Raw genomic sequence first — 17,117 nt, forward strand, 5'->3', positions numbered from 1 at the left:
CTGGCGAGGAAAGTTTTGTCGCCGTCCGGATGGCCGGTGGGTGGCCGGTCGGAGGAGGGGCCCGCGCGCCGGAACGTGACTCAGTAGCATCGCCCACATGTCAGATCAGCAGCAGCTTGTCGTCGCCGCGCCGGACGAGCCCGCCCAGTCGTCCGAAGTGGAACACGAGGGCTCGGAGAGGGATCCGGCGCCGCCGCGGCGCCGGCGACGGGGCCGGCGGATCGCGCTGATCACGCTGCTGGTGGTGGCGTTGCTGGGCTTGGGCGGCGTCGGGGCGGGCGCCTTCTACCTGCGTTCGGTGGATTCGCGGGTCGAGCGGGTCGACGCCTTCGAGGGGGTGCCGCAGGAGGCCCGGCCGCCGGTCGCCGCCAAGGGCGCGATGAACATCCTGGTCCTGGGCAGCGACTCGCGGGACCCGGACAGCACCCAGGGCTCCCGGTCGGACACGATCATCATCGCCCACCTGCCGAAGGACCGGAAGAGCGCGGAGCTGATCGCTATTCCGCGGGACACCTGGGTGCACGTGCCGCGGTCGAAGGACGGCAAGCACGGCGACCGCGACGCGAAGATCAACGCCGCGTACGCCTGGGGCGGGGTGCCGCTGATGGTGCAGACCGTCGAGCAGTTCACCCGCGTACGGATCGACCACGTGGCGATCATCGACTTCGCCGGGTTCAGGGACATCATCGACGCCATCGGGGGCGTCGAGATCGACTCCGAACGGGCGTTCACCTCGATCCACCCGCCGTTCCGGAAGTTCGCCAAGGGCCCGCAGCACATGGACGGGGAGACCGCCCTCGACTACTCGCGGCAGCGCAAGCAGTTCCCGGACGGCGACTTCGCCCGGATCCGACACCAGCAGCAGGTGATCAGGGCGATCCTCGACAAGGCCGCCTCCGGAGGCATCCTCACCAACCCGGGCAAGCTCAACGACTTCGTCCGGGCGTCGTCGTCAGCGGTGTCGGTGGACAAGGGGATGTCGCTGCTGGACATGGCCACCGACCTGCGCAACCTGCGCGGCGGCAACCTGTTCTTCTTCACCAGCCCGACGAAGGGCACCGGCCGGGTCGGCAGCGAGAGCGTCGTGTTCCCGGACACCGCGAAGGCGCAGTCGTTCTACGACGCGGTGCGGCGCGACGCCGTCAAGGAGATCGTGGGCAGCGCGCGGCAGTGACCGTAGCGGCCGGCTGGTGTCCCCCGGCGGTCAGCCGCCGGGGGATGCCGGCAGGCCGCGGGGCCGACGCGTGCCGAGCAACTCGATCATGGCCTGGTGCGCAGGTTTCGGCCGGAACTGGGCGTCCAACAGGCAGGCCGCGCCATAGCCGCGGTGGTAGCCAGGTATCCAGCTGCGAGCGTCGGTGAAGCCCCAGACGGTGAGCGACACACAGGCGGATACGGACAGGCAGGCCGCCAGCACGTCACGGTAGACGGTGGCCTGCTGGTGCAGCTTCTCCGGGCTGGCCGGCAGCTTGATCCGGACGTCGAGTTCGGTGACGGCGACGGAGACGCCCAGCGCGGCGAAGCGCTGCAGGTTGCCGGCGAAGTCCTTGGGCGGCCGGTTCCACTCCAGGTGGCTCTGGAAGCCCACCCCGTCGACCGGCACCCCCTGGGCGCGTAGGTCCCGGACCAGCTTCAGCAGGGCGTCGGCCTTGCGGGTCCGGCCCTCGACGCCGTAGTCGTTGATGAACAGGCGCGCGCCGGGGTCGGCCGCGTGCGCCCACCGGAAGGCGTCCGCGATGTAGCCGGGGCCGAGCTTGCGTAACCACAGGGTGTCCCGGAGGGTGCCGTCCTCCGCCAGCACCTCGTTGACCACGTCCCAGGCCCACACCCGGTCCCGGTAACGGGAGACCACGGCGGTGATGTGGGCCCGCAGCACCGCGCGGAGCCGTTCCGGCGACCAGTCCGGCGAGACCCACTGCGGCACGTCGGTGTGCCAGACCAGGGTGTGGCCGTACACGGACTGCCGGTTGCGCTGGGCGAGGTCGACGAGTTGGTCGGCACCGACCCAGGTGTACACGCCCTCCGACGGCTCCAGGTTGCGCCACTTCATCGCGTTCTCGGCCGTCACCGTGTCGAACTCGGACGCCAGCACGTCCCGATAGGCGGGGTCGAGGTTCAGCGCCCGGCCGTCGATGGCCGTGCCGATCCGGACCCCGGGCGGCATGAGGTCGCGCAAGTTGTCGCGTTCTGGAGTTGGCGCGGCCGAGGGCGTCGGGGAGCTGGCGGCGGACGGGCCGGCGGAGCGCTCGTGCCCGCTGGCGGTGACGACCACCAGGGCCGCCAGCAGGACGGCGCTGACCACCAGGGTCGCCGCGAGGATCAGGATCGGCCGGCCGGGGCGGCGGGGAGCCTCCGTCACCGCGTCGACGGGTCCGCGGCGGCGTCGAGCGCCCACGGCGCCCGGGTGAAGTTCAGCCGGGCCCGGTCGGCGAAGTCCGCCCGGGCCAGGCCGGGCACCGCGTCGTCGGTGAGCATTGCGGCCAGTATCCGGGACACCTCCGCCGGGTCCCGGGGCACCCGCGCGAGTCGCCGCGCCGCCGGCTGGGCGATCTCGTCCAGGAAGTCGTCGCACTTCTTCTGGTATGGCACCAGGGTGAACGGCACGCCGGCCAGGTAGGCAAAGACGGCGCCGTGCAGCCGCATGTGCAGGCCCAGGTCGCACCGCTTCATCTCGTCCCAGCACGCCCGTACGCCGTCCCGGGCGGTCACCGTCCGCACGTCGCAGAGCCCGTCCACGGCGGCCTGCAGCCGCTGGCTGACCCGTTCGTCGCCGTGCACCGGATGGGTGTTGAACACGAACACCGTCAGGTCGACCGGCTCCTTGAGCACTAGGGCCCGTACGCCCTCGATTAGGGCGTCCTCCCGCAGCCGCGACTCCTCGTCGGCGGCCTCGTAGTCCACCCCGAGCAGGGTCACCCCGAGCCGGGCCCGGCCGCGCGGGGCGGCGCGGGGGGCGCCGGTCGGGACCGGCTCGCCGAGCGCCTCGGGCAGCAGGCCTGCGAGGTCCCCGGCGGGTACGAGCCGGCCCGGGTAGTCGGCGCCGCGCAGCAGTTCCGCGGAGGCGAGGTCGCGGACGCCGATGAAGTCGATCCGGCGCAGCACCTCGAGCAGCCGCCGCTCGGCGGCCGACGAGAGGAACGGCCCGACGGAGACACCGACGGCCGCCATCGGGTGGCCGGACACCCGGGAGAAGAGCGAGAAGAGCTTCTTCTCGCTGAGCGGGCCCATCTCGCGGAACACCGAACCGCCGCCGAAGACCACCATCGAGGAGTGCCGGAGCAGGGCGGCCTTGTTGAGCAGGGTGCCGGCCCGGCCGGTCACACCGGACCGGGCGTACCAGCGGGGGTCCATCCCGGTGCGGTCCTCGGGCAGGTCCACCAGCGGCGGCGCGGCGAAGATGGGCTCTCGGGCTCCCCAGTAGACCCGCATCGCCCAGTCCAGGACCACGCAGAAGGCGTTGTCGCCGACGTTGTCCATGCCGTAGTAGCCGACGACCAGGGGACGCCGGGCGGCGGGCGCCGGTTCAGGACGCACGGGAACCCTCCCTTGTCAGGCGCCGCCGGACGTCCCGCCAGGACGGTAGAGCCGCGTCTCGGACCACCCGCCGGCGCACCGCGACCCAGAACAGGCAGCAGAGCGCGACCTCGGCGACGACGGTGGCGGTCGCCGCACCCATGATGCCCCACAGCGGCGTGGCGACCGCCAGGGCGGCCAGGTAGACCGCCGCACCGGCGCCCTGGTATGCGACCTTGCGGCGGAGCAGGCCGCCGCTGGTGAGCAGGGACGCCACGGCCGCGCCACCGAACCGGAACGGGATGGCCAGCGCCAGTACGGCGAGGACGTCCGCCGAGTCGGCGTACTCCGGGCCGAGCAGGAGGGGCAGCACCGGGCCGGCGGCGACCGCCACCATCGCCGCGACGGCCGCCCCGAGCACGACCATGCCGGCCCCGCCGTAGCGGTAGGCCAGCAGGATGGCGTCCCGGTCGGAGCCGGCCCAGCGGTGCAGCTTGGCGAGGAAGTACTGCTGGTAGACGACCCGGGGCACCAGGTAGACGGCGGCCAGGACGGACATCGGCACGGACAGCAGGGCGGCCGCCTCGGGGCTGAGGAACTCGCCGGCCACCACCGTGCCGAGGTACATGCCGAGCAGGTAGAAGACGTTGCCCAGGACGAAGGGCAGGGCGGCGCCGAGCACGGCGCGTACCGCGACCGGCTGGGCCGCCGGGGCCGGGCCGGCGGGCCGGGGATGGCCCTCCAGCGGCATCGTGCCGCGGATGAACGGGCGCATCACCAGCAGGCTGGCCAGCACGGTCAACAGGGCGACGGCGGCGTAGCCGGCCGCCGCGGCGACCACGCCGAGGCCGAACGCCCACACCCCGAGCACCACCGCCACGCGGCCCAGGTGCGGCGCGAGTTGCAGCGCGGAGAGCCCCCGATAGTCGCCCCGCAACTGCTGCACCGAGGCGACCAGCCCCAGCGCGGCCTGGGCGAGCACGACGGCGGCCAGCAGGACGCGGACGGTCGCCGTCCGCGAGTCGGGCAGCGCGACGACACCCCACAGCAGCACCGCCGCGACGATCAGTGCGCAGCAGCCGGCGACCGCGCGCAGGGCGGGGCGCACCCAACGGTACGCCCCGGTGCCCTGCTGCCCGAACTGCTGCAACCAGAGTTCGGAGACGCCGAACACGGCCAGCGGGGCGGTCAGCGAGATCAGCGCCAGCGCGGTGGTGAACGTGCCGAAGGCGGCCTGGGAGAGGCTGCGAGCCAGCAGGATCTGCGTGCCGAACGCGGCGATCGTCACCCCGACCTGGCTGAGCCCCAGCATGCCGAGGTGCACGAGCATGGTGACCAGCCGGTTGCGGGCCCGTCGGGGCCGGGCCGGGTCGCCGGTGCGCAGCTCAACGGCCGAGGGTGACAAGCCACTTCCCCGCTTCGCTCAGCGTACGCAGGGCCTTGATGCCCAGGCCGCTCCCGGGCACCCGCGAGGGCCGGTACATGTCGACGAGGCGGAACCAGAACCCCAGCCCGCCCATCCGGCCCCGGGTGACGTTGCCGTCGTGGCGGCGGAACTGCACGACCGGGTGCGCCAACCGGCGCGGGTGAACCCCGGCCCGCAGCGCGCGCAGCACCAGCTCGATGTCCTCGAAGAGCCGGAAGCTCTCGTCGTATCCGCCGATGTGGTCCAGCACCCGCCGATCGATGGTGGTGCCCGAGTGCTTGAACGGAAGCCGGGGCCGGGTCAGCACGCCCAGCAGCATGCGGCCCGGTGTGGCGTACTCGGGCAGTCGGATGACCTGGCTCCGCCCCCCGCTGACCTCGCGATAGTCGGTGTAGATCCAGCTCGCCCCGGTGGTGGTGATCAGGTGGTGCAGCCGGGCGAGCGCGTCCACGGACAGCTCGTCGTCGGAGTCGAGCACGGTGACGTACCGGCCGGTCGAGGTGCGCAGGGCGAGGTTGCGGGCCTGGGCGATGCCGGTGGGTGGCTGGGCGACCACTCTGACCCGGGCGTCGGAGGAGAGCATCGCCTCGTCCATCACCTGCGTGACCGGCACCTGGGAGCCGTCGTCGACGACGACGACCTCGAAGTCGGGGAAGTTGTTCGCGAGCACGGACCGCACCGCGTTGACCAGCAGGACGGCGCGGTCCCGGACGACGATGCAGACCGAGAAGGTGGGCACCACTCGCGGTCTGTCGACCGGCAAGGCCAGCTGCCGACCGAGCGGGCGGGTAAGGCTGCGGTCGGGGAGCTCCTCACCGTGGTCCCGCAGCGACGTCGAGGACCAGGAGCTCATCGGCCTGCCTCCTCCGTCACCGGGCCGACGTCGGCGCCGTGCTGCGCGGTGGGGCGGTGCTGCGCGCCGTGCTCCGCCGCCGTCTCGCCGGTCTCCTGGTCGACGCTGAGGATCAGCAGCAGGCCGAAGACGAAGAGCCAGAGGAAGTACGGGTAGGCCAGCGGCTTCTGGGTCAGCCCGAACAGGACCAGGGTGGCGAACAGCACGACCAGGGGCAGCCGGCCGGCCCGGCTGATCCGGGCCCCGACCAGCCGGTAGAGGCCCACCAGGACGGCGAGGGTCAGGCCCACCCCGACCACGCCCCAGATGACGAGGACCCGCAGCCAGTCGTTGTGCATGTCCCACGGCTCGTAGCCGAAGCCGAACAGCCACACGTCGAACGGGGAGCGGTGGAGGATCTCGGCCACGTCGTTCCAGATGGCGCCCCGGCCGTGCATGAAGGTGTCGGAGCGGACGTCCAGCGACCCCACCTCGGTGAGGGTCACCCGGGCCTTGTTCCGGATGGTGGCGCTGCTCAACGCCCCGGCCAGCCCGACGACGACGGCCGCTCCCCCGACGACGGCCAGGGGCAGTCGCCGGCGTGCCGCGCCGGCCCGCCACCCGCGGAGCCGCCTCGCCTCGAACGCCGCCACGATGACGGCCAGGCACACGATGGTGAAGCGGTGCAGCGACACGATCCCGGTGGCGACGAAGAGGGCGATCAGTGCGTACCGCACCGCGGTACGCACGCGCAGTCGCGGACCCAGGACGTAGATCATGAACACCGCGAACATGAGCAGCCGCCCGAGCGACATCGGGTGGTAGTAGCCGCCGGACGCCCGGCCGATCTTCTGCCCCGGCAGCTCGAAGTAGAAGGAGTACGGGATCACCCCGGCCACCTGCAGCCAGGCCAGTACGCAGTGCACGACCGCCCCGGCCACCACGACCCCGGCGACCAGGGCCAGCCAGCGCTGCGGGATCCAGTCCCGCTGCAGCAGCATCAGGCCGAGCAGGGCCAGCGGGGCGAACCCGACGACCAGCCGCAGCGCTTCGGCCGGAATGGCCGAGGTGGGCTCCAGGTGGGGCCCGTAGATCGAGTAGCGGCGGACGTCGAAGAGGGCGAGCAGGTCCGCGCGGGCCGGGGCAGCCAGGTAGGCGATGCCGGATATGACGAGCATGGCGACGAGCGCCACCAGCATGAACAGCAGGGCACGGGCGGGCAGCCGGCGACCCGCGAGCACTGCCGCGGCGAGCGCGGCCAGCATCAGCAGGGCACCCACGACCGTGGTGATGACGCCGAGGTCGACGCTGTCGCCCGCCTTCGACTCACCGAGGTCGAACAGGGGCTTGACCGCGATCAGCGCCAGGGCCCCGATGACGGCGAGGCGGGCGAGGCGCTCGATCCGGGACGCCAAAGTGCCCGGCGGCACGGTGGCCGGTGCCGGATCCCGGGCCGGGTGGGTCAGCGTCTCCATCGGGCGTGTGTCTCCCATGGTCTGTCGCCACGACCCGACCGCCGGTGCGGTCGATCCGTCGTCGGCCCGGTCGGTGTCGGGCCCACGACCACGCCGTGGCGGCGGCGGTAGGCACCTGACCACCGTCCATGGTGTCTGGTTGGTGTTCGGGCCCGGAAAACAGAAGGACGATATCAGCGGGGTACGGCACCGCGATGCCCCGCACAGTGTGGCCCAGACCGCATCTCCGGCCGCCGAGCTGGGCTTTCAGCAGGCACTTCCGACCGATCCGGCTGATCCGACTTTCCCGCTTGGCGCGCTCTCTGCCCGATACGTCACACGCCTTGCGGCCAGCGCGACCGGTCCGGCAAGCTGGCAGCCGTTCACGGCCCGGGTCCGCCGCGACCGACGGATCGGATCCCACCCGGGCCGCCCCTCGCGAAAGTGTGGACGCGTGCCGGAACCGAGTGAGCCGAGATCGATCAGCGTGGTGATCGCCGCGCACAACGAGGCGACCGTGATCGGCGGTTGCCTCGACGCGCTGCTCGCCGACGCCGAGCCCGGTGAGCTGGACATCGTCGTCGTCGCCAACGGCTGCACCGATGCCACCGCCGAGGTCGCCGCCGCCCGCCAAGGGGTGCGGGTGGTGGAGCTGGCGGAGGCCGGCAAGGCCCGGGCGCTGAACGCCGGCGACGCGGTCGCGCGGGGATTCCCGCGGTTCTATATGGACGCGGACGTGGTGCTGAGCCCGGGCGCGTTGCGCCGGATGGCCGAGGCGCTCACCGTCGACGGGCCGGCGCCGCTCGCCGTGACCCCGCGCCGGGAGATGGTCACCGGTGGGCGTTCCCTGCCGGTGCGGGCCTACTACGCGGTGAACACCCGGCTGCCCATCTTCGGCGACGCGTTGTTCGGTCGCGGCACGGTGGGGGTGTCCGCGGCGGGACGGGCCCGCTTCGACGCCTTTCCCGGGGAGATCGCCGACGACCTGTTCCTCGACTCGCTCTTCTCCTCGACGGAGAAGTGTGAGGTGACGGCCGCGACGTCGTACGTGCAGGCGCCCCGTCGGACCCCGGACCTGGTCCGCACCCTGGCCCGGGTCCGGGCCGGCAACACGATGCTGCGCGCCACCCACACCGGGGTCCGCTCGTCCGCCCGCTCGTCGTGGTTGCGGGACGTGGTGCTGCCTCGGCCGTGGTTGGCCCCGGCGGCGGCGATCTACGTCACGCTGACCCTGGTTGCGGCGCTGCGGGCTCGCCGCCATCCACGCGACGGCTGGGGCCGGGACAACTCCACCCGGTGACGGTCCCGCAGCCCGCCGCCGGGGCGGTCAGCGCTGCCGACGCCGCAGGAGCAGGGCGAGCAGCCCGACCACCAGCGCCCCGCCCAGCGCGGCGAAGATGACGGCCGGCAGCGCGGAGGGGCTCGGCTCGTCGGCCTCGAGCCGGTCCCGGTCGGCGGCGCTCTGCCGGTACGCCTGCGCGAGCAGGTTCGTCGGCTGGGCGTCGGCGACCGCGTCCAGGTGGGAGACCGCGGTGGCGGTCCGCCCGCTGAACCAGGCGTCGAGGCCGCTGCGGTAGAGCTTGTCGGTGGCCGAGAGGGTGTTGTCGACCCCCGCCTCGGTGAGCAGCCCGGTGACGGTGGAGACCGGCACCAGGGCCCGGTTCGCCCCGCCGTCGGCGGCACGGTCGCTGTCGAGCACGCCGACGACCCGGCCGGCGGTGTCCACGGCGATGCCGCCGTGTGAGTAGATCCCGAGGCCGTCGTTGACCCGCTGGACGGCGACGCTGCCCTGGTTGCCGGTGCCGGTCACCTGGACCACCTTGGAGTCAAGGGTGAACCGGGCGCCACGGAAGGCGGTGTCGGTGGTCTGGTAGCCCAGCACCAGCAGCACGGTGCCCGGACCGGGCGGGGCCGCGGTGGCCAGTTCGACAGCGGGCAGCTTCGCCTGGGGCAGCTTGACGACGGCGAGGTTGCCGGCGTCGGGTTCCAGCACCCGCACCACCTCGCCGGGAATCGCCGGGCTGGTGGCCAGGTCGCCCCGGGCAACGTTGAACTGCGCCGACACCTGGCTGGTGAAGGGTGCGGCGGGGTCGGTGCCGGTGAACCGGGTGACGGCCAGCTTGGACCGGACGTAACCGTCGAGACCGGTGGGGGCGAGTCGCTTCTGGTCGACGAGGATCCGGCCCAGCGTGTAGAGGGCCCGCTCGCGGGCCGACTCGTCGGTCGGCCGTACGCACTGGCCGTTGGTGAGCACCGTGCCGTCGGAGTTCACCACGAAGCCGGAGCAGCGCCGCTTGAAGGTGACGGGGGTCGGGCTGATCGGAGCGCCGGTCTTGGTGTTGCGGAGGAAGCCGGTGAAGCTCGCCTCGACGAACACCAGGGACGGCGCGGCGATCGCCAGCGCCCGCTCCTCCGGGCTGTACGGCGCCGCCTGGGCCCAGGGCTTGAGTCCGGGCGCGCTGGCCGACGCCGTCGCGGGCGTCGTGGCGAACCCGGTGCCCGGGTCCGGCCGGTTCGGGGACGACTCCTCGCCCGAGTTCGCCCACAGCAGGGCGCCGGTGCCGGCGGCGGCCAACAGGACGACGAGCCCGGCGACGAGCGCCGCCCGCAGTCCACGTGACCGCGTCGGCGCGGGCGAGGGCTGGATGCGGCGGGCCGGGTCGGCGAACGGGTCGGCGAACGGGTCGGCCGGCGGCGCCTCGGTGGGCAGCACGGGCCGGGCCGGCGAGATCGGCGCGGCCTCGACCGGCTGCTGCGGCACCGCGGTGGCGTGCATCGCCCACGGCAGCGGAGCGCCGGACGTCGGGGTGGGCGTGCCGGAGACCGGGGCCCCGGAGACGGGCTGCGGCGGTTGGGCGACGGTGCCGGTGGCCGGGATCAGCACCTCCGCCTCCGACTCGGCCGGCTGCAGCTCCATGCCGAGGGTCTGGAACAGGCGTTGCGCGCCCATCCCTTCCTCCGACGCGTACGCCGCCCAGGGCCGCGCGGCGGCGAAGTCGGCGTTGACGTAGCGCTGCCCGCCCGGGGCCTGGGCCATCGCGTTGGCCGCGTTGGCGAACGCCTGCCGCCAGGGCTGGTCGGCGGCCGCGGCGCCCTCGAGCACGGCCACCGTCACCAGCCGGTCCTGTCCGTCGACGGCCCACCACGCCGTACCCACCTGGCAGACGCCGAGCGCCTCGGTGAACCTGTACGGACCAACCGGCTGCATGCCCAACTCCTCTGTTCACTCGCCGTGCGGATAGTACAGAGAGCCCGCCCGCGCTCTCGTCCTCCGGTCGAGGGGCACCGGCTGGCCCGGCCGGGTCCCGTCGGCGGGCCGGAGGTTGCGTTCTGAAAGTTTTCATGCATAGAGTCACGGCATGAATGAAGGAGCGGCGTCCGGCGAGCCGCTGCTCGACCTGTTCCACGGCGTGCGGCTCACCCCGACCCAGCGCCGGATCGCGCACTGCCTGGTGCAGCACGCGGCCGCGGCGGCGTACCTGTCCGCGGCCGAGGTCGCCGAGCTGGCCGGGGTGAGCCAGCCGTCGGTGACCCGGTTCGCGATGGCGCTCGGCCACGACGGCTACCCCGCGCTGCGCCGCCGACTGCGGGAACTGACCGCCACCGGCGCGGCCGACCCGGCCGACGCCGGCAACGCCCTGCAGCGGGCGGTCCGTGCCGAGATGGGCAACCTCGACCGGCTCGCCACCCAACTCGCCGACGCCGACCGGATCGCGGAGGTGGGGAAGCTGCTCGCGGCCAGCCGCCCGCTGCCGGTGCTCGGGCTGCGCGCCGCCGCGCCGCTGGCCGCGTACTTCGCGTACTTCGCCGCGAAGGTGCACCCGGACGTGCGGGTGCTCGACGACGGGGGCAGCCTCCTCGCCGACCGGCTCGAACAGGCCGCCGCCGCCGGGGCGAGCGCGCTGCTCGCGTTCGTGCTACCCCGCTATCCCCGGGAGACCCTGGACGCGCTGCGCGAGGCCCGGGACGCCGGGCTGACCGTCGTGGCGATCACCGACTCCCCGGTGAGCCCGGCCACCGACCACGCCGAGGTGGTGCTCCCCGCCGCCGTCGGCACCGACCTGGTCTTCGACCTGCACACCGCACCGATGACCCTGGCCATGGTGGTGCTCCAGGCGATCTGCGACGCCACCCCGGCCGAGACCCAGGCCCGACTCGAGGCGTTCGAGTCGTCCGCCGCCCGCCGTCAGTTGTTCCTCGGCTGAGAGGAGTACGCAATGCACCAGCCCGTCCGCGCCGCCCGCGGCACCACACGCACCGCCAAGGGGTGGCCGCAGGAGGCCGCCCTGCGGATGCTGATGAACAACCTCGACCCGGAGGTGGCCGAGCGCCCCGAGGACCTGGTGGTCTACGGCGGCACCGGCAAGGCCGCGCGGGACTGGCCGTCGTACCACGCGCTGGTCCGGACGCTGACCGACCTGCGCGACGACGAGACGATGCTGGTGCAGTCCGGCCGTCCGGTGGGCGTCATGCGTACCCACGAGTGGGCGCCCCGGGTGCTGCTGGCCAACTCCAACCTGGTCGGCGACTGGGCCACCTGGCCGGAGTTCCGCCGGCTGGAGCAGCTCGGCCTGACCATGTACGGGCAGATGACCGCCGGCTCCTGGATCTACATCGGCACCCAGGGCATCCTCCAGGGCACGTACGAGACGTTCGCCGCGGTGGCGGCGAAGCGCTTCGGGGGAAGCCTCGCCGGCACCCTCACGCTGACCGCCGGCTGCGGCGGGATGGGTGGGGCGCAGCCCCTCGCGGTCACCATGAACGGCGGCGCGTGCCTGATCGTGGACGTGGACCGCAGCCGGCTGGAGCGCCGGGCGCACGACCGCTACCTGGACGAGATCGCCGAGTCGCTGGACGACGCGGTCGAGCGGGCGCTCGCCGCGAAACGGGACCGGCGGGCGCTCAGCGTCGGGGTGGTGGGCAACGCGGCCACCGTCTTCCCGGAGCTGCTGCGCCGGGGCGTCGCCATCGACATCGTCACCGACCAGACCAGCGCGCACGACCCGCTGTCGTACCTGCCGGAGGGGGTGGAGCTGGCCGACGCCCGCGACTACGCGGCGGCGAAGCCGGCCGAGTTCACCGACCGGGCGCGGGCGTCGATGGCGAAGCACGTCGAGGCGATGGTCGGCTTCCTCGACGCCGGCGCAGAGGTCTTCGACTACGGCAACTCGATCCGCGGCGAGGCGAAGCTCGGCGGCTACGAGCGCGCCTTCGACTTCCCCGGCTTCGTGCCGGCGTACATCCGGCCGCTGTTCTGCGAGGGCAAGGGCCCGTTCCGCTGGGCGGCGCTCTCCGGTGACCCGAAGGACATCGCGGCCACCGACCGGGCCATCCTCGACCTGTTCCCCGAGAACGAGTCCCTGGCGCGGTGGATCCGGATGGCGGGCGAGCGGGTGGCCTTCCAGGGCCTGCCGGCCCGGATCTGCTGGCTCGGCTACGGCGAGCGGGACAAGGCCGGGGTGCGGTTCAACGAGATGGTCGCCGCCGGCGAGCTGAGCGCGCCGGTGGTGATCGGCCGGGACCACCTGGACTGCGGCAGCGTGGCGAGCCCCTACCGGGAGACCGAGGCGATGGCCGACGGCTCCGACGCGATCGCCGACTGGCCGCTGCTCAACGCGCTGGTCAACACGGCCAGCGGGGCGTCGTGGGTGTCCATCCACCACGGCGGCGGGGTGGGCATCGGCCGGTCCATCCACGCCGGGCAGGTCTGCGTCGCCGACGGCAGCGCCCTGGCGGGGCAGAAGATCGAGCGGGTGCTCACCAACGACCCAGCCATGGGCGTCATCCGGCACGTCGACGCCGGCTACGACGACGCCCGCGAGGTCGCCGCCCGCACCGGCGTCCGGGTGCCCATGGCGGAGGGCACGGAGGGTACGGCGTGAGCGATCTCGCCGTGCGGTTCCGCAAGCTGTGGGACGAGCTGGCCCCCGTCGGGCGGGACGCGGGCAGCGGCGGCTACCTGCGGTACGCCCTGACCGAGCCGGAGCTCACGCTGCGCGCGTGGTTCCGGGAGCAGGCCGGGCAGCGCGGCATGCCGGTCACCGAGGACGGCAACGGCAACCTGTTCGCCTGGTGGGGCGACCCGGCGGCCGGGGACGCGGTGCTCACCGGCAGCCACTTCGACTCGGTGCCGCACGGCGGCGCGTACGACGGGCCGCTCGGGATCGTCACCGCGTTCCTCGCCGTGGACGAGCTGCGGGCGGCCGGCGTCGCCCCGGTCCGGCCGGTGGCGGTGGCCGCGTTCGTGGAGGAGGAGGGGGGCCGCTTCGGCGTACCCTGCCTGGGGTCGCGGCTGCTCACCGGGGAGATCGCGGTAGAGCGCGCGGCCGGGCTGCGCGACGCGGCCGGGGTGAGCTTCGCCGAGGCGCTGGGCGACCGGCCGGCGGGCGCCGACCCGGGCCTGCTCGGTCGCTTCGCGGCCTTCGTGGAGCTGCACGTGGAGCAGGGCCGCGCGCTGGTCGACCAGGGCGCGCCGGTCGCGGTGGCCAGCGCGATCTGGCCGCACGGCCGCTGGCGCCTCGACTTCCACGGCGAGGGCAACCACGCGGGTACGACCCGGATGGCCGACCGCCGCGACCCGATGCTCACCTACGCGTTCACCGTGCTGGCGGCGAACAAGGAGGCCCGGCTGCGCGACGCGCACGCCACGATCGGCCGGGTGGCCGTCGAGCCGAACGCCACCAACGCGATCCCGTCGCGGGTGACCGGCTGGCTGGACGCCCGGGCGGCCGAGCCGGAGACGCTGCACGGCCTGGTCGAGGCGGTGCGGGCCAAGGCCGCCGAGCGGGCGCGCCGGGACGGCACCGAGCTGACCTGCACCGAGGAGTCGGCCACCCCGCTGGTGGCGTTCGACGGCGGGCTGGCCGACCGGCTGGCCCGGCTGCTCGACGCGCCGGTGCTGCCCACCGGGGCGGGGCACGACGCGGGGGTGCTGGCCGCGCACCTGCCCACCGCGATGCTCTTCGTCCGCAACCCGACCGGGGTGTCACACTCCCCCGCCGAATCCGCCACCGACGCCGACTGCGCCGCCGGGGTGACCGCCCTGGCCCGGGTGCTGGAGGAGCTGGCATGCCGCTGACCCGCTGGCTGGCCGAGTACGCCTGGCTGCCCGACCAGGCCGAACCCACGCCCGACGTGCTGATCGAGGCCGAGGGTGGCCGGATCACCGCGGTCACCCCGCTGGTCGGCGGCGGCACGCCGGCCGCCGGGGTCGAGGTGCTGCGCGACGCGGTACGGCTGCCCGGGCTCACCCTGCCGGGCCTGGCCAACGCCCACTCGCACGCCTTCCACCGGGCGCTGCGCGGGCGTACCCACTACGGGCGGGGCGACTTCTGGAGCTGGCGGGACGTCATGTACGCCGTGGCCCCCCGGCTCGACCCGGAGTCGTACCTGGCCCTGGCCCGGGCCGCGTACGCGGAGATGGCGCTCGCCGGGATCACCTGCGTCGGGGAGTTCCACTACCTGCACCACGGCCCGGACGGCACCCCGTACGCCGACCCGAACGCGATGTCGGCGGCGCTGGTCGAGGCGGCTGCGCACGCGGGCATCCGGATCACGCTGCTGGACACCGCGTACCTGACCGCCGGGGTGGACGGCGCGCCGCTGACCGGGCCGCAGCGGCGGTTCGGCGACGGGGACGCGCTGCGCTGGGCGGAGCGGGTGAGCGCGTTCCGCCCGGAGAACGACCACGCCCGGGTGGGCGCGGCGATCCACTCGGTGCGCGCGGTGCCGGCGGAGCAGCTCGCCACCGTGGCCGGCTGGGCGGACCGCAACGGCGTGCCGCTGCACGTGCACCTCTCCGAGCAGCCGGCCGAGAACGACGCCTGCCGGGCCGTGCACGGCTGCACCCCGACCCGGCTGCTGGCCGACCACGGGGTGCTCGGCCGGCACACCACCGCGGTGCACGCCACCCACCCGACCAGCGCGGACATCGCCCTGCTCGGGGAGAGCCGGACCGGGATCTGCCTGTGCCCCACCACCGAGCGGGATCTGGCCGACGGGATCGGGCCGGCCCGCCGGATGGCCGAGGCGGGCAGCCCGCTCAGCCTCGGCAGCGACAGCCACGCGGTGGTCGACCTCTTCGAGGAGGCCCGCGCGGTGGAGCTGGACGAGCGGCTGCGTACCCGCCGGCGGGGGCACTTCACCGCCGCCGAGCTGCTCGCCGCCGCCACCGTCGCCGGGCACGCCGCGCTGGGCTGGGGCGACGCCGGCCGGCTGTCCGTCGGGGGCCGAGCCGACCTGGTCACCGTACGGCTGGACAGCGCCCGCACCGCCGCCGTGCCGCCGGTCGGGGCGATCTTCGCGGCCGGCGCGGCCGACGTCACGCACGTGGTCGTCGACGGGCGCACCGTGGTCGCCGACGGCCGGCACCTGACCGTGGACGTTCCCGCCGAGCTGCAGGCCGCCATCGCGGAGGTGACCTCATGACCGGCTTCCCGCAGCGGCCGGTGCGACCGGGCGACCCGGCCCGGCCCGCGGTGCGCCACACCGGCAGCCTGCTGGTGGACAACATCGGCGAGCTGGTCACCAACAGCTTCGGCGAGGGCGAGGGCGGGCCGCTCGGCATCCGACGGAACGCCGCGCTGCTGGTCGAGGACGGGGTGGTGGCCTGGATCGGGCCGGCCCGGGGCGCCCCGGCCGCCGACCGGCGGATCGACGCCGCCGGCGCCGCCGTGCTGCCCGGGTTCGTGGACAGCCACGCCCACCTGGTCTTCGCCGGGGACCGGGCCGCCGAGTTCGCCGCCCGGATGGCCGGCGAGCCGTACACCGGAGGCGGCATCCGCACCACCGTCGGCGCCACCCGCGCCGCCTCCGACGACGAGCTGCGGGCCACCGTGCACCGGCTGCGCGGCGAGGCGATGCGGCAGGGCACCACCACCATCGAGATCAAGAGCGGGTACGGGCTCACCGTCGCCGACGAGGCCCGCTCGCTGCGGATCGCCGCCGAGTTCACCGAGGACACCACGTTCCTCGGCGCGCACGTCGTCCCCGCCGAGTACGCCGACCGCCCCGACGACTACGTCGGCATGGTGTGCGGGCCGATGCTGGCCGCCGCCGCCCCGTACGCCCGCTGGATCGACGTGTTCTGCGAGCGGGGCGCCTTCGACGTGGACCACGCCCGCGCGATCCTCGCCTGCGGGCAGGCGGTCGGGCTGGGCGTACGGGTGCACGCCAACCAGCTCGGCCCCGGCCCGGGCGTGCAGCTCGGAGTGGAGCTGGGCGCGGCCAGCGTGGACCACTGCACCCACCTGTCCGACGCCGACGTCGACGCCCTCGCCTCGCACCGCATCGACTGCATGTGCGCCGAGGGTCAGCACACCACCACGGTCGCCACCCTGCTGCCCGGGGCGGAGTTCTCCACCCGGTCGCCGTACCCGGACGCCCGGCGGCTGCTCGACGCGGGGGTGACCGTGGCGCTGGCCACCGACTGCAACCCCGGGTCGTCGTACACGTCGTCGATGCCGTTCTGCATCGCGCTGGCCGTACGCGAGATGCGGATGACCCCGGCGGAGGCGGTCTGGGCCGCGACCGCCGGCGGGGCGGCGGCGCTGCGCCGCCGCGACGTCGGCCGGTTGGCGCCTGGCGCCCGGGCCGACCTGTTGATCCTCGACGCCCCGTCCCACCTGCACCTGGCCTACCGGCCGGGGGTTCCCTTGATCCGCCAGGTTCTGCACACCGGAGTGCCGCAGTCAACTTCTCGGCCCTGAGGGACCGTACTTGTTCGGTCCTACAGGGTGGTTGACCAGCCCCAGAAACCTCTGAAGGGAGGGATCTACGTTGTACACAGGTCAGAAGACCCACTCCGGGGTGCTTCCTCAGCCCCGGACCCTGGAATCCGCGTCAGCAGACACGGCCCCGAGAAGCCACGAAACGGGACGCGGACGCCACCCGG

The 17,117-nt window shown here is 74.0% G+C and carries 13 protein-coding genes; 7 read left to right on the forward strand and 6 right to left on the reverse strand.

Features of this window, described 5'->3' with window-relative positions; genetic code table 11:
- The first annotated feature begins 97 nt into the window (after positions 1-97).
- Positions 98-1,174: an LCP family protein gene (locus tag FXF52_RS11050; protein WP_148796112.1), complete on the forward strand. Its 1,077-nt coding sequence runs from the start codon at positions 98-100 to the stop codon at positions 1,172-1,174.
- A gap of 30 nt (positions 1,175-1,204) precedes the next feature.
- Here the strand turns inward: FXF52_RS11050 and FXF52_RS11055 are convergent, their stop codons facing one another.
- The 5 genes from FXF52_RS11055 to FXF52_RS11075 are packed head-to-tail and all read right to left on the reverse strand — an operon-like array spanning position 1,205 to position 7,264.
- On the reverse strand, positions 1,205-2,359 hold the full coding sequence (locus FXF52_RS11055; RefSeq protein ID WP_255471843.1) for an endo-1,4-beta-xylanase: 1,155 nt from the start codon (positions 2,357-2,359) through the stop codon (positions 1,205-1,207).
- Entirely contained in the window at positions 2,356-3,534 is a 1,179-nt protein-coding gene (locus tag FXF52_RS11060) for a polysaccharide pyruvyl transferase family protein (RefSeq protein ID WP_148796114.1), read from the reverse strand. Before FXF52_RS11060 ends, FXF52_RS11055 begins: the two co-directional genes overlap by 4 nt.
- The gene (locus tag FXF52_RS11065) at positions 3,524-4,918 is read right to left on the reverse strand and encodes a lipopolysaccharide biosynthesis protein (RefSeq protein ID WP_148796117.1); all 1,395 of its coding nucleotides are present in this window, start codon (positions 4,916-4,918) and stop codon (positions 3,524-3,526) included. Before FXF52_RS11065 ends, FXF52_RS11060 begins: the two co-directional genes overlap by 11 nt.
- A complete protein-coding gene (locus tag FXF52_RS11070; RefSeq protein WP_148796119.1) occupies positions 4,899-5,792 on the reverse strand; it encodes a glycosyltransferase in 894 nt (297 codons plus the stop codon). The genes FXF52_RS11065 and FXF52_RS11070 overlap by 20 nt, the downstream gene beginning before the upstream one ends.
- Positions 5,789-7,264 carry an O-antigen ligase gene (locus tag FXF52_RS11075; protein WP_148796121.1) on the reverse strand — a complete coding sequence of 492 codons (1,476 nt, stop codon included), beginning with the start codon at positions 7,262-7,264 and terminating at the stop codon, positions 5,789-5,791. The genes FXF52_RS11070 and FXF52_RS11075 overlap by 4 nt, the downstream gene beginning before the upstream one ends.
- Positions 7,265-7,679: 415 nt before the next feature.
- Here FXF52_RS11075 and FXF52_RS11080 point away from each other — a divergent pair, with 415 nt between their 5' ends.
- Positions 7,680-8,525 carry a glycosyltransferase family 2 protein gene (locus FXF52_RS11080; RefSeq protein ID WP_255471844.1) on the forward strand — a complete coding sequence of 282 codons (846 nt, stop codon included), beginning with the start codon at positions 7,680-7,682 and terminating at the stop codon, positions 8,523-8,525.
- 27 nt (positions 8,526-8,552) lie between these two features.
- Here the strand turns inward: FXF52_RS11080 and FXF52_RS11085 are convergent, their stop codons facing one another.
- The gene (locus FXF52_RS11085) at positions 8,553-10,433 is read right to left on the reverse strand and encodes a trypsin-like peptidase domain-containing protein (protein WP_148796124.1); all 1,881 of its coding nucleotides are present in this window, start codon (positions 10,431-10,433) and stop codon (positions 8,553-8,555) included.
- 151 nt (positions 10,434-10,584) lie between these two features.
- Here FXF52_RS11085 and FXF52_RS11090 point away from each other — a divergent pair, with 151 nt between their 5' ends.
- The 5 genes from FXF52_RS11090 to hutI are packed head-to-tail and all read left to right on the forward strand — an operon-like array spanning position 10,585 to position 16,932.
- On the forward strand, positions 10,585-11,430 hold the full coding sequence (locus FXF52_RS11090) for a MurR/RpiR family transcriptional regulator (RefSeq protein ID WP_148796126.1): 846 nt from the start codon (positions 10,585-10,587) through the stop codon (positions 11,428-11,430).
- 12 nt (positions 11,431-11,442) lie between these two features.
- Entirely contained in the window at positions 11,443-13,107 is a 1,665-nt protein-coding gene (gene hutU, locus FXF52_RS11095; RefSeq protein WP_148796128.1) for a urocanate hydratase, read from the forward strand.
- Positions 13,104-14,303, forward strand: coding sequence for an allantoate amidohydrolase (locus FXF52_RS11100; RefSeq protein WP_148796130.1), 1,200 nt, complete (start codon positions 13,104-13,106; stop codon positions 14,301-14,303). Before hutU ends, FXF52_RS11100 begins: the two co-directional genes overlap by 4 nt.
- A complete protein-coding gene (locus FXF52_RS11105) occupies positions 14,300-15,652 on the forward strand; it encodes a formimidoylglutamate deiminase (RefSeq protein ID WP_148796240.1) in 1,353 nt (450 codons plus the stop codon). The genes FXF52_RS11100 and FXF52_RS11105 overlap by 4 nt, the downstream gene beginning before the upstream one ends.
- The gene (gene hutI, locus FXF52_RS11110; RefSeq protein ID WP_255471845.1) at positions 15,649-16,932 is read left to right on the forward strand and encodes an imidazolonepropionase; all 1,284 of its coding nucleotides are present in this window, start codon (positions 15,649-15,651) and stop codon (positions 16,930-16,932) included. Before FXF52_RS11105 ends, hutI begins: the two co-directional genes overlap by 4 nt.
- The last annotated feature ends 185 nt before the right edge of the window (positions 16,933-17,117 follow it).

It is taken from the genome of Micromonospora sp. MP36 (assembly GCF_008119785.1).
Taxonomy (GTDB): Bacteria; Actinomycetota; Actinomycetes; order Mycobacteriales; family Micromonosporaceae; genus Micromonospora.

Bases quoted from the DNA above. Each gene is read 5' to 3' on its own strand.
- FXF52_RS11050 (WP_148796112.1), top strand. From the start codon at position 98: ATGTCAGATCAGCAGCAGCTTGTCGTCGCCGCGCCGGACGAGCCCGCC.
- FXF52_RS11090 (WP_148796126.1), top strand. From the start codon at position 10,585: ATGAATGAAGGAGCGGCGTCCGGCGAGCCGCTGCTCGACCTGTTCCAC.
- hutU (WP_148796128.1), top strand. From the start codon at position 11,443: ATGCACCAGCCCGTCCGCGCCGCCCGCGGCACCACACGCACCGCCAAG.
- FXF52_RS11085 (WP_148796124.1), bottom strand. From the start codon at position 10,433: ATGCAGCCGGTTGGTCCGTACAGGTTCACCGAGGCGCTCGGCGTCTGC.
- FXF52_RS11070 (WP_148796119.1), bottom strand. From the start codon at position 5,792: ATGAGCTCCTGGTCCTCGACGTCGCTGCGGGACCACGGTGAGGAGCTC.
- hutI (WP_255471845.1), top strand. From the start codon at position 15,649: ATGACCGGCTTCCCGCAGCGGCCGGTGCGACCGGGCGACCCGGCCCGG.
- FXF52_RS11075 (WP_148796121.1), bottom strand. From the start codon at position 7,264: ATGGGAGACACACGCCCGATGGAGACGCTGACCCACCCGGCCCGGGAT.